Genomic DNA, 12,671 nt, shown 5'->3' with positions numbered 1-12,671 from the left:
GCGCTGTAGGCCGGGGCCTGCGGATCAGGTCCGACGCAGCCGGGGCCAGGCCAGCAAGGCCGCCACGCCCACCATCCCCGCCAATGCGTAGCCCGCGGCGCTGCCTGCGCTGGCGTCGCCCACCAAGCCCAGCAAGTCCAGCGCGGCAACACCGGTCTTCTGCAGGTTGAGGTAGAGCGCGAACAGGAACAGAGCCAGGAAGGTGCGCGAGCCCTGGGTCAGCCGGCCCAGCAGCGTGGCAGCCACGCTGAGGAAGAGCAGACCGGCCACACACGCCAGTGCCTGCATCGGCGAGACCGCGCCCAGGCGCAGCAAGGCCGGCAGGGCCAACATCAACCCCAGGCCCAAGGCCGCCAGCGCCTGGCGCCAGCCGCGCTCCCAGGCTCCGCCGGGCGCTGCGCTCGCCAAGGCTAGGGTGCCGCTCTGCAGGTCGCGTGAGCTCACGTCAGCCACGGCCATGCCCCAGGCGCACAGCGTTGCCGCCAGCAGCATCTGCAATGTCGCAACCGGGGCCACCGCACAGGCCACCGCGCCCGCACCCATCGCCAGGGCCAGCAGCGGCTGGCTGAGCAGCACCAGGCTCACGTCCGCCAGCCAGCGGCCGGGCAGGCCAGGCAGCTGGGCACTGGCGCGCAGCAGCAGACCCAGGGCAAAGGTGAAGGGCCGCATCAGCGGGCGCAGCAGCCACTGCAGCGCCGCCACCACACGCCAGCGGCTGGCCGGGTTGCGCAGCTTCACGCGGTCCGGTGCATAGCGATGGAAGAACAGCACGGCGGGCACCAGCGGCAGCAGGGCCAGGGCCATCGAGCCTAGGCGCAGCGCAATCAGCTCGGCGCTCCACAGGCCTTCGGGCATGTGCAGGATGGGCAGCGTGGCGTCGAACGGGCTGCCACCGACGCTGATGTGGCTGACGTCCATCAGCCGGCTCACGCCCACCAGCATCGGTGACATGCCGTTGATGTCGAACACCTGCCAGCCGGTCAGGCGCACGGCGCCCTGCCCCAGCGTGGCCGGGACGAAGGCGAACTGCACCATCCACAGCACCCAGTAGATCGCGTCCCCCCGCTTGCCCATCAGCGGCGCCCAGGCGTCGGCCAGTACGGCCAGGCTGGCGCACAGCATCAAGCCGGGCGCCAGCCCGAACACCAGCATCTGCAGGTAGGGCAGCGGTTGCAGCGGGCCTTCGCCGCGCACGAGTTGCAGCACCCACACAGTCAGCATGACGACGGTGCCCAGCGAGAACAGGAAGCCGAAGGCGCCCAGCCAGCGCACCCCCAGCAACTGCGCGTTGCTGACCGGCGTGGCGGCCAGCACGGATGCGGTGCCGCAGCGCAGGTCTTCCTGAGTGCGGCCGCGCGCCAGGTAGAAGCCGGCCAGGCCGAACAGCAGCGATGCGATCAGGTTGGTGGCGAAAGCCAGCGCCTGGCTCTCGTAGGCAATGCGCTGCTTGTTCACGACCATCATCGCGGCGCCGCTCTTCGGGTCCAGCACCATGAACCAGCTCACGGCCACCACGGCCAGCAGGATGACGAGGCTGCTGAGCCGGCGGCTGCGCAGCCGCCATTCGTTCAGCACCAGGGCCTTGTAGAGCGCCCAGTTCATGGCCACGCCCTTGGGCCCGGGCATCGCTGCTGCCAGCGGGAATTCGGGGGCGCTCATGCTGCCACCCGCGCATCGGCATAGCGTTGCGTCATCAGCGCCTCCTCGAGGCTGGCGTTCGCCAGCTCGGCTTCAGCAAAGGGGCGCGAAGGATGTGCCATGCGCACCTGCACGCGGCTGCCCTGCGGCTGCGCCTGCAGCACTTGCACATGCCCCTTCAACGCCTCGTAGTCGGCCGGTGCGAGCAGCGCCGTCCAGACCTTGCCAGCGGCGCGCGCGATCACAGCCTCGGGCGTCTCGAAGGCCACGAGGCGGCCCTGGCGCAGGATGGCCAGGTTCCCAGCCATGTTCTCGACGTCGGACACGATATGGGTCGACACGATGACCAGGCGCTTGCGCCCAAGGTCGCCCAGCAGATGGCGAAAGCGCAGGCGCTCCTCGGGATCGAGGCCGGCCGTCGGTTCATCAACGATGAGCACATCGGGATCGTTCAGCAGGGCCTGCGCGATGCCCAGGCGCTGGCGCATGCCGCCCGAGAATCCCATGGCCGGGCGGTTGGCCTGCTCGTGCAGGTTCACCAGCTCCAGCAGGTCGTGCAGTCGCTGCCGGTCCCGCACGCCCTTCAGCGCCGCGAAGTACTGCAGGAATTCGAGCGCCGTCAGGTGCGGATAGACACCGAAGTCCTGCGGCAGATAACCCAGGCGCCGGCGCATCAGCTCCGGCTTGGCGACGATGTCCTCGCCGTCCAGCAGGATGCGCCCGCTCGTGGGTTTCGTGAGCGTCGCCAGCATCTGCATCAGCGTGCTCTTGCCCGCGCCGTTGTGGCCGATGAGGCCGACGACGCCGGGCTTGAGATCAAGCGTCACGCCATCGACGGCATGGAGCTTTCCGAAGGTTTTGGAGACGTTTTGAATCTGCAGCATGGCCACTCCTCATCTTGTGAATGAGCTCAGCCTAAGGACCGCAGGGCCAGTCTCCAACGCGCTTGCGACAGACCGCTCAGCGCGCGGTTCAGGCCGGCGAAAGCGCGGCCTGGGCCGGCGTCACGCCAACTGCCTCACCGGCCCCTGCCCCGCAGCGGCTTGAGCAGGTCCCGCAGGTCGTTGTGATCCATCTCGTACATCAGCGCCAGCAGCCGACCCATCTCGCCCTTGGGAAAGCCTTCGCGCGCAAACCAGCCGAGATAGTTGCCCGGCAGATCGGCGATCAGCGTGCCCTTGTGCTTGCCGAAGGGCATCTCGGTCTTGACGAGCTTGAGGAGGTCTTCCGGATTCATGTCTTGAGCCGATAACCCACGCCGGCCTCCGTCACCAGCCACTGCGGCCTGTTGGGGTCGGCCTCGAGCTTCTTGCGCAGATTGGCCATGTGCACGCGCACATAGTGCACGTCCTCGGCGTGGCCCGGCCCCCAGACGGTCTTGAGCAGGTGTTGGTGAGTCAGCACGCGGCCGGGGGCGTTGGCCAGTTCCTGCAGCAGGCGGTATTCGATGGGCGTCAGGTGCAGTTCCTCGCCGCCCTTGGTGACCACGCGCAGCGCCCGGTCCACGGCCACGTCACCGAAACGCAGCACGGGGTCGGCATCGCTGCCAGCGCCGCCGCGCCTGCGCAGCTGCACGCGCACGCGGGCCAGCAGTTCGGCCACGCCGAAGGGCTTGACGAGGTAGTCGTCGGCACCAGCGTCCAGCGCCTGCACCTTGCGCTCTTCGCCCTCGCGGGCCGACAGCACGAGGATGGGTGCCTGCGACCAGCCGCGGAACTCGCGGATGAAATCCAACCCGTCGCCGTCGGGCAGACCCAGATCCAGCACGACGAGTTCGGGCCGTCGCGTGGCCGCGTCGATGAGGCCGCGCTGCAGCGTGGTGGCCTCGAAAACCTCCAGGCCCTCGCTCTCCAGCGCCATGCGCACAAATCGCCGGATCTCCGGCTCGTCCTCGATCATCAACACGCGTGCGGCGCTCACTCAGGCTTCTCCGCCGGCGGCTGACCGAGAGGAAGCTCGATGCGGACACAGGCACCGCCGGTCGCGACATTGTGGGCGCTGATGCGCCCGCCATGCGCATCCACGATGGCCTTGCAGATGGCGAGGCCCAGGCCCACGCCAGGCGTGGCGCTCTCGCGGTCGCCGCGCTCGAACTTGTCGAAGAGCTGTTCCTCGCGGCCGGCCGGAAAGCCGGGGCCGCGGTCTGCCACGTCGATCTCGACATGGCGCCCCGCCGTGCGGGCGCTGATGCGCAAGGAGCCGCTCGCGTACTTGGCCGCGTTCTCCAGCAGGTTGACGAGCACGCGCTCGATGAGCACGGCATCCAGCTCCACCAGGGGCAGCTCGGCCGGCAGCTCCACGGCCACGTCGCGCCCCGCCAGCACCTCGTCCAGGCTCGCGAGGGCGCTGCCGACAACCTCCTGCAGCGGCAGCCAGTGGCGGTTGAGCTGCACCGCCCCAGACTGCAGCCGCGCCATGTCCAGCAGGTTGCCCACCAGCGCGCTCATGCGCAGCGCCGAGCGGCGCATCGCGTCGGCCACGTCGGTTTGCGGCGCATTCAACGGCGTCAGCTTGAGGGCATCGGCCAGGCCCACCAGTGCTGCCAACGGCGTGCGCAGGTCATGCGAGATGGCCGTCAGCAGCGAGTTGCGCAGCCGCTCGCTCTCGATCTGCAGGGTGCTGTGCTGCGCCACTTCGATGTAGTGGATGCGCTCCAACGAGATGGCCAGGAGCGCCGCGCAGGTGTCCAGCAGCTCGCGCTCCTCGGGCGACCAGCGCCGCGCCGCGCTGCCGGTGCGCCCCTCCACCGCCAGCACGCCACGCTGCCGCATCGGCGCGCTCAGCGGCAGCATCAGGCAGGGGCTGGCGGGCAAGGTATCGGTGCCCTGCCCCGCCGCCTGCCCATGGTCGAAGGCCCACTGGGCCACGCCGAGGTCGGGCTGCACGCTCGCTGCACCTGAAACCGGCAGCATCGCCAACACCTCGCGGCCCGCCGTGGCTCCCAAGGGTGGCACCAGCACGGCGGACGCGACGCCGAACTCGGCACGCAGGAAGCGCGTGGCAATCTCGGCCACCTGCTCGGGCACAAGGGCAGCGCCCAGGTCGCGCGACATGGCGTACAGCCCGCGCACGCGGCGCTCGCGCTCCTGGGCCGCCCGTGCCTGCGCCTGCAGGCCGGCCGCCAGCTGACCGATGACGAGGCCGACGAGCAGCAGCACGGCGAAGGTGACGAGGTATTGCGCGTCGCCCACCGCGAACGAGCCCCTGGGCTCGACGAAGGCGAAGTCGAAGGCCGCCACGCCCAGCAGCGCCGCCAGCGCCGCCGGCGCGCGGCCGAAGCGCAGCGCCACGCCAACGACATTGAGCAGATAAAGCATGGCGATGTTCGTCGGCGCCATGAAGCCCAGCAGCAGCTGGGAGACGGCCGTCGTCAACGCCACACCGGCCAGCGCCGCCGCGTGGCCGCGCAGGGCCTGCGGCGTGAGCAGCCCGCGTGGCGCCGGCTGCGGCCGCTCGCGCGCGGCAGCCGGCAGTGCGACCTGCAGCACGTCCATCTCCTCGGCGAGCTGGTTCAGCGCCTCGGCCAGCGACGGCCGCCCGGGCCAGCGCCACGCCCGCTCACGCCGGCCGACGACGAGGCGGGCCAGGTTGTGCTCGCGCGCATAGCCCACCAGGGCGCGGGCCACCTCGGGCGCCGAGAGCTCAGCCGTGCGTGCGCCTAGCGACTGCGCCAGCTCCAGCGTGCGCTGCACGCGCTGGCGGGCTGCATCGCCCAGCGCACGGGCTGTCTGCACGTGCACGGCATGCCAATCCAGGCCCAGTTGCTGGGCCAGGCGGGCCGCGCTGCGCACGACCTTGTCGCTGGCAGCCCCCGGGCCCACGCAAGCCAGCAACGACTCGCGGTTGGGCCAGACCGCACCCTTGCCCAGGTCCGTGTACTCACGCCGGTAGGCCTGCATCTGGTCGTCCACACGGTCGGCCGTGCGGCGCAGGGCCAGTTCGCGCAGCGCGAGCAGGTTGCCCTTGCGGAAGAAGTTCTTCGCCGCCCGCTCGGCCTGGGCCGGCAGGTAGACCTTGCCTTCTTTCAACCGCTGCAGCAGCTCGTCGGGCGGCAGGTCGACGACGACCACCTCGTCGGCCGCGTCGAAGACCTTGTCCGGCAGCGTCTCCCAGACGCGGATGCCGGTGATGCCGCCCACCACGTCGTTCAGGCTCTCCAGATGCTGCACGTTTAGCGTCGTCCACACCTCCACGCCGGCCTCGCGCAACTCCTGCGCGTCCTGCCAGCGCTTGGCGTGGCGCGATCCCGTTGCATTGCTGTGGGCCAGCTCATCCAGCAGCAGCACGCCGCTAGGTTGCTGTTGGCCCCATGCGAGGGCAGCGTCGAGGTCGAACTCGCGCAGCGTCTGGCCGCGGTGGGCGATGTCCTTCAGCGGCAGCCGCGCCAAGTCACGCGCGATGCCCTCGGTGTCCGCCCGCCCGTGTGTCTCGACGACGCCGATGCGTACCGCCCTGCCCTGGCGCTGCGCCGAGTGTGCGGCTGCCAGCATCGCGAAGGTCTTGCCGACGCCGGCGTTGGCGCCGAAGAAGATCTTCAGCCGGCCACGCTTGGCGGCGGCTTCGTCGCGCTGGACCTTGGCAAGCAAGGCGTCGGGGTCAGGCCTGTCCTCGTTCACAACCACTTCAAGCGCTTGAAGCGCCAGTAAAGAGCGCCGCTGACAAGCACGATCACGCACAGCGCCATCGGGTAGCCGAAGGCCCATTTCAGCTCGGGCATCGTCTCGAAGTTCATGCCCCAGATGCCAGCCAGCGCCGTGGATGCTGCAAAGATGGCGGCCCAGGCCGCCAGCCGCTTGGTGACGAGCGATTCGTCCAGCGTGACGAGAGTGAGGTTGACCTGCGTGGCCGCGATGATGGTTTCGCGCGCGGCATCGATGCTGGCCTGGATGCGCAGCAGATGGTCGTAGACGTCGCGAAAGTAGTCCTGCAAGGCCTTGCACACGACGGGCACGCGGCCACCATGCAGCTTGGAGGTCACCTCCAGCAGCGGCGTGACGGCGTGGCGCAACGTGGCCAGGCGCTGCTTGAGGCCGAACAAGCGCTGCACGACGGCCTGGCGGTCCAGGCCGGGCTGGAACATGGTTTCCTCCAGCCCTTCCAGCTCGGCCTCGATGGCATCGATGAGCGGAAAGTAGCGGTCCACGACGGCGTCCATCAGCGCGTAGAAGACGAAGCCCGGCCCTTGCTTCAGCAGGTGAGGCTCGCGCTCGGCACGCCCGCGCACGCCGAGGAAACCTTGCGCGCTGCGGTGGCGCACCGACACGATGAAGCGCGCCCCGACGAAGACATGCACTTCGCCCACTTCCAGGCTGCCGTCTCCGTCGTCCTCGCCGCCTTCGAGCAGGTGCATCGCGGCGAACAGCATGTCGCCGTATTCCTCCAGCTTGGGGCGCTGGTGGCCCTTGCGGGCGTCTTCAACGGCCAGGGGCGGCAGGTTCAGCTCGCGCTGAAGCAGGTTGAGTTCGTCATCGCTCGGGTCGCGCAGTGCGATCCAGACAAAGCCGCTCTGGCTTTCGAGCGCCTCGGAAACGCCCTCCAGCCCGGGCTCGCAAACGATGCGGCCATCCTCGTACACGGCGCTGTTGATCAGCATGTTGTTCTGCCGGGAGTCATCGTGCGGCCATCGTCGCACGCTCCAGCGCGAGGTTGAGGCTCAGCACGTTCACGCGCGGCTCGCCGATGAAGCCCAGCCAGCGGCCCTCGGTGTGCTGCTCGACGAGCGCACGCACACGCTCCACCGGCAAGCCACGGGCGCGCGCCACACGGGCGAGCTGGTAGTCGGCGGCGGCGCGGCTGATGTGCGGGTCCAGGCCACTGGCGGAAGCTGTCACGAGGTCGACCGGCACGGGTGCCGTGTTGCCGGGGTCGGCCAAGCGGAGCGCCTCGACGCGGGCCTTGACCGCATCCACCAAGGCCGGCGCCGTCGGCGCGAGGTTGGAGCCGGCGGAGTTGCCCGCGTTGTAAGGCATGGGGCCGGTGGCCGACGGGCGGCTCCAGAAGTGGCCAGGGGCGGTGAAGGCCTGGCCGATCAGCTCGGAGCCGACGGTCTTGCCGTCCTGGACGACGAGGCTGCCATTGGCCGCATGCGGGAACAGCGTCTGCGCAATGCCGGTGACGGCCAGCGGATAGGCCAGGCCGGTGATGAGGCTGAACAGCAGGAAGAGGGTCAGCGCGGGGCGGAGTTGGGTGTTCATGATCAGGCGATGTGAAGGGCGACCAGCAGCAGGTCGATGGCCTTGATGCCGATGAAGGGCACGATGACGCCGCCCAGGCCGTAGACGAGCAGGTTGCGGCGCAACAGGCTGGCGGCGCCGATGGCGCGGTAGCGCACGCCCTTGAGGGCCAGCGGGATCAGCACGACGATGATCAGCGCGTTGAAGATGACCGCACTCAGGATGGCCGAGTTGGGGCTGGCCAGATGCATGACGTTGAGCGAGCCCAGCTGCGGGTAGGTCGACACGAAGGCCGCGGGCAGCACGGCAAAGTACTTGGCCAGGTCGTTGGCGATGCTGAAGGTCGTCAGCGACCCACGCGTCATCAGCATCTGCTTGCCGGTCTCGACGACCTCGATGAGCTTGGTCGGGTTGCTGTCGAGGTCCACCATGTTGCCGGCCTCTTTCGCGGCCTGCGTGCCGGTGTTCATCGCGACGGCCACGTCGGCCTGGGCAAGCGCCGGCGCATCGTTGGTGCCGTCGCCGGTCATGGCCACCAGCCGGCCTTGCGACTGGTGCTCTCGGATCAGTGCCAGCTTGGCTTCGGGCGTGGCCTCGGCGAGGAAGTCGTCCACACCCGCCTCGGCGGCGATGGCCGCCGCGGTGAGCCGGTTGTCACCCGTGACCATGATGGTCTTGATGCCCATGCGGCGCAGTTGCGCGAAGCGCTCCTTGATGCCGGGCTTGACGATGTCCTTGAGCTCGACGACGCCGAGCACCTGCACGTCATCGGCCACCACCAGCGGCGTGCTGCCGCGGCGGGCGGCTTCGTCCACGCTGGCCTGCACGCTGGCGGGCCAGCGGCCACCCAGCGCCTCGACATGCGCACGCACCGCGCTGCCAGCGCCCTTGCGGATCTGCCGCGCGCCAAGGTCCACGCCGCTCATGCGGGTCTGGGCGGTGAAGGGCACGAACTCGCCACGCTCGGTGGCGGCAGCGCCGCCGAACTTGCGGTCGGCCAGCGCCACGATGCTGCGACCCTCGGGCGTCTCGTCGGCCAGCGAGGCCAGGCGCGCAACGTCGGCAAGCTGGGCCTCGCTGGCGCCCTCGACGGGCCAGAAGGCATCGGCCTGGCGATTGCCCAGCGTGATGGTGCCGGTCTTGTCCAGCAGCAGCACGTCCACGTCGCCCGCAGCCTCCACCGCCCGGCCCGAGGTGGCGATGACGTTGGCCTGCAGCATGCGGCTCATGCCGGCCACGCCCACGGCCGACAGCAGGCCGGCGATGGTGGTGGGGATCAGGCAGACGAGCAGCGCCACGAGGACGACGATGCTCACCGGCTGGCCAGAGCCCGCCACCGCCACGCTGAACTGCGAGAACGGCAACAGCGTGGCGCAGACGCCCAGGAACACCAGCGTCAGCGCCACCAGCAGGATGGTCAGCGCGATCTCGTTGGGCGTGCGCTTGCGCTGGGCGCCCTCCACCATCGCGATCATGCGGTCGACGAAGGTCTCGCCGGGGTTGACCGCCACACGGGCGATGACCCAGTCGGACAGCACGCGGGTGCCACCGGTGAGCGCCGAGAAATCGCCGCCGCTCTCGCGGATGACGGGCGCGGACTCGCCGGTGATGGCGCTCTCGTCCACCGACGCGACACCGTCGATCACCTCGGCATCGGCGGGCACGACGTCGCCGGCCACGATCAGCACGACCTCGCCCTTGCGCAGCGTGCCGGCTTCGCGCGGATGCCACTGCAGCGAATCACGGGCGACGCCCGGCTTCCAGCCTTCGGCAACCTTGGCCCAGGTCTCCTTCTTCAAGCCGCGCAGCGATGCGGCCTGGGCCTTGCTGCGGCCCTCGGCCAGTGCCTCGGCGAAGTTGGCGAACAGCACGGTGAACCACAGCCACACCGTCACGGCGATGACGAAGCCGTTCGGCTGGGCCATGGACAGCGCCGTCGTCAGCAGGCTGCCGAGGTAGACGACGAACATCACCGGGTTGCGCGCTTGAGTGCGCGGGTCCAGCTTGGTGAAGGATTCGCCCAAGGCTTGGCGGGCCAGCCTGGGATCGAACAGCGAAAAACCAGCGCGACTCATGAGGCGCTCCAGAGGATGAGGTGCTCGACGACGGGGCCCAGGGCCAGCGCCGGCACGTAGTTCAGAAGACCGACCAGCAACACCACGCCGATCAGCAGTGCGATGAACAGCGGACCGTGCGTGGGCAGCGTGCCCTCACCGGCGGCCAGGCGCTTCTTGCCCGCCAGCGAACCGGCCATGGCCAGCACCGGCACGATGACGCCGAAGCGGCCTATCCACATCACCAGGCCCAGCAGCAGGTTGTAGAACGGCGTGTTGGCGGACAGGCCCGCGAAGGCGCTGCCGTTGTTGTTGCCGGCGGACGAAAGCGCGTACAGCACCTCGCTGAAGCCGTGAGCGCCAGGTGCTGCGATGCCGGCCTTGCCCGGCTCCGTGACGACCGCCACCGCCGTGCCGATGAGCACCGCCAGCGGCGTCAGCAGGATGGCCAGCGAGACCATCTTCATGTCGAAGGCCTCGATCTTCTTGCCGAGGTATTCGGGCGTGCGGCCGATCATCAGCCCTGCGACGAACACGGCCAGCATCGCGAACACCAGCATGCCGTACAAGCCCGCGCCGACGCCGCCGAAGACGACCTCACCCAGCTGGATCATCACGAGCGGCACCAGGCCGCCCAGCGGCGTGAAGCTGTCGTGCATTGCGTTGACGGCGCCGCAGCTGGCCGCCGTCGTGATGACGGCGAACAGCGACGAGGCGGCGATGCCGAAGCGAGCTTCCTTGCCCTCCATGTTGCCGCCCGGCTGCGTCGCGCTGGCAGTGGCATCCACGCCGAGCGAGGCCAGTTGCGGGTTGCCGGCCTGCTCCGCGCCTGTGGCGATGACCACCGCGACGACGAACATCGCCGTCATTGCGCCCAGCAGCGCCCAGCCCTGGCGCATATCGCCCACCTGGCGGCCCAGCACGAAGCACAGCGCCGCCGGGATCAGGAAGATGGACAGCATCTGCAGCGCGTTGGTCGCCGCGGTCGGGTTCTCGAACGGGTGGGCGGAGTTGGCGTTGAAGAAGCCACCGCCGTTGGTGCCCAGCATTTTGATGGCCAGTTGGGACGCGACCGGGCCGAGCGCGATGCTCTGGCTCTGGCCGCTCTTGTCCTCCATGACCGGCTGGCCGTCGGCGCCGGGCTTGGGCTCCTGCCAGCTCTGCGCCTCGATCGTCGTCACGTCCCGGTAGGGCTGGAGCGTCTGCACGACACCCATGCCGGCCAGCACGAGGGCGAACACGAAGGACAGCGGCAGCAGCACCCACAGCGTGGCGCGGGTCAGGTCGGCCCAGACGTTGCCGATGGCCTTGCTCGAGTGGCGGGCGAAGCCGCGCACGAGGGCCACGACGACCGCGATGCCGGTGGCGGCGGACAGGAAGTTCTGCACCGTCAGCGCGAGCATCTGCGTCAGATAGCTCATCGTCGTCTCGCCGCCATAGCCTTGCCAGTTCGTGTTGGTCACGAAGCTGACGGCGGTGTTGAAGGCCGAGTCCGGTGCCACCGCGCCCAGGCCTTGCGGGTTCAGGGGCAGCAGGTGCTGCAGCCGCTGCAGCGCGTAGACAGCCACGAGGCCCAGCGCATTGAAGATCAGCAGGCCCAGCGCGTAGCGCAGCCAGCCCTGCTCTGCTTCGGCATCCACGCCGGCCAACTTCAGCAGCCCGCGCTCCGCGCGGCGCAGCCAACCTATGCGGCCCTCCATCGCGGCGTGGATCCACCGCGCCAGCGGCCAGGCCACGGCGAACAGCACGACCAGGAAGGCCACCAGCTGAATCCAGGCGGAGGTACTCATGACAAGTCCTCGGGGAACAGCAGCGCCCAGAACAGATAGCCCACCAGCCCCACGACGAGGATGGCGGCGGCGAGTTCGAAGCCACTCATGACTTCCTCCTCGCCAGCTTGTCGCAGCCCCAGGCCGCGAGCCCGGTCAACAGTGCGAGAGCCGCACCCAGACCCAGAAAAACGATGTCCATGACACCTCCAATAACGATGGAGGCATTCTGGAAATTCCGTCCTCAAAGCCTCGACAAGATCGAGGCGGGGCCTATCAAGAAAGCATCAAGACTTGCCGATCGCCAATTGGGTGATGTCGATGCCGCGCTCCCGCGCGATGGCTTCCAGCACCGGCAGCAGCGGCCCCAGCTTTTCGTCCAGCGCATCGCGCACCGTGTCGACGACCACCTGGGTGCTGCGCTCGATCTCGATGTGGATGGCGTCACCGACGCCCTTGTCGCCGAAGGTCGTCATGCGCAGCGTCTCGGGGATGAGCCACACCTCGAACCAGCCAGAACCGTCGCGCTCGCGCTGGGCTTCGGCCACGGTCAGGCTGCAGCCGTTGACGCCGATGTAGCCCTTGGCGAAGACGTAGCGCATCCACGGCGCGGGCAGTGCGAAGCGGATGACATGGTTGTTGTCGGGCCGGCGGATCTCGGCGATGCGGGCCGACACGTCGACATGGCCGGACAGCGGATGGCCGCCGATCTCGACGCCCTCTTTCGCTGCACGCTCGACGTTCAGGCCCGAGCCCACCTGCAGGCCACCCAGCGTCGTCAGGTTGAGCGTTTGCGCCATCACGTCGAAGCTCGCAACGCCCGCTGCCGGGCGCTCGGTGACCGTCAGGCAGACGCCATCGCAGGACACGCTGGCGCCGATGGCCAGCTCGTCGTCGAAGCCCTCGGGAAACTTCAGGTGCAGCGTGTGCAGCCCCTCGCGGGCTTCGATGGATTCGACGTGGGCGACGCCCTGGACGATGCCTGTGAACATGATGAGAAAAGGCCCCGGGCGGGGCCTGTCTGGAAGGCGATGAAC

At 69.2% G+C, this 12,671-nt stretch carries 11 protein-coding genes; all 11 read right to left on the bottom strand.

Annotated elements, in window-relative coordinates:
- Positions 1-24: 24 nt before the first annotated feature.
- The 11 genes from AC07V5_RS21655 to AC07V5_RS21605 all read right to left on the bottom strand — a co-directional run bounded on the left by AC07V5_RS21655 (position 25) and on the right by AC07V5_RS21605 (position 12,626).
- Positions 25-1,659 carry a hypothetical protein gene (locus tag AC07V5_RS21655; protein WP_495117774.1) on the bottom strand — a complete coding sequence of 545 codons (1,635 nt, stop codon included), beginning with the start codon at positions 1,657-1,659 and terminating at the stop codon, positions 25-27.
- Complete coding sequence (locus tag AC07V5_RS21650; protein ID WP_495117773.1) at positions 1,656-2,522, bottom strand: ABC transporter ATP-binding protein; 867 nt, start codon at positions 2,520-2,522, stop codon at positions 1,656-1,658. Before AC07V5_RS21650 ends, AC07V5_RS21655 begins: the two co-directional genes overlap by 4 nt.
- 134 nt (positions 2,523-2,656) lie before the next feature.
- Positions 2,657-2,875, bottom strand: a complete 219-nt coding sequence (locus AC07V5_RS21645) for a DUF3820 family protein (RefSeq protein WP_495117772.1) — start codon at positions 2,873-2,875, stop codon at positions 2,657-2,659.
- The gene (locus AC07V5_RS21640) at positions 2,872-3,537 is read right to left on the bottom strand and encodes a response regulator (RefSeq protein WP_495118021.1); all 666 of its coding nucleotides are present in this window, start codon (positions 3,535-3,537) and stop codon (positions 2,872-2,874) included. Before AC07V5_RS21640 ends, AC07V5_RS21645 begins: the two co-directional genes overlap by 4 nt.
- A gap of 17 nt (positions 3,538-3,554) precedes the next feature.
- A complete protein-coding gene (locus tag AC07V5_RS21635; protein ID WP_495117771.1) occupies positions 3,555-6,254 on the bottom strand; it encodes a DUF4118 domain-containing protein in 2,700 nt (899 codons plus the stop codon).
- Positions 6,251-7,231: a magnesium and cobalt transport protein CorA gene (locus AC07V5_RS21630; RefSeq protein ID WP_495117770.1), complete on the bottom strand. Its 981-nt coding sequence runs from the start codon at positions 7,229-7,231 to the stop codon at positions 6,251-6,253. The genes AC07V5_RS21635 and AC07V5_RS21630 overlap by 4 nt, the downstream gene beginning before the upstream one ends.
- Positions 7,232-7,247: 16 nt before the next feature.
- On the bottom strand, positions 7,248-7,832 hold the full coding sequence (gene kdpC, locus AC07V5_RS21625; protein ID WP_495117769.1) for a potassium-transporting ATPase subunit KdpC: 585 nt from the start codon (positions 7,830-7,832) through the stop codon (positions 7,248-7,250).
- A gap of 2 nt (positions 7,833-7,834) precedes the next feature.
- A complete protein-coding gene (gene kdpB, locus AC07V5_RS21620) occupies positions 7,835-9,886 on the bottom strand; it encodes a potassium-transporting ATPase subunit KdpB (RefSeq protein ID WP_495117768.1) in 2,052 nt (683 codons plus the stop codon).
- The gene (gene kdpA, locus AC07V5_RS21615) at positions 9,883-11,655 is read right to left on the bottom strand and encodes a potassium-transporting ATPase subunit KdpA (protein WP_495117767.1); all 1,773 of its coding nucleotides are present in this window, start codon (positions 11,653-11,655) and stop codon (positions 9,883-9,885) included. Before kdpA ends, kdpB begins: the two co-directional genes overlap by 4 nt.
- Complete coding sequence (gene kdpF, locus AC07V5_RS21610) at positions 11,652-11,744, bottom strand: K(+)-transporting ATPase subunit F (protein ID WP_082532572.1); 93 nt, start codon at positions 11,742-11,744, stop codon at positions 11,652-11,654. The genes kdpA and kdpF overlap by 4 nt, the downstream gene beginning before the upstream one ends.
- Positions 11,745-11,921: 177 nt before the next feature.
- Positions 11,922-12,626, bottom strand: coding sequence for a riboflavin synthase subunit alpha (locus AC07V5_RS21605; RefSeq protein ID WP_495117766.1), 705 nt, complete (start codon positions 12,624-12,626; stop codon positions 11,922-11,924).
- Positions 12,627-12,671: the final 45 nt, after the last annotated feature.

Source organism: Roseateles sp. GW821-FHT02E12, assembly GCF_059421665.1.
This window is presented reverse-complemented; position numbering and strand designations above follow the sequence as displayed.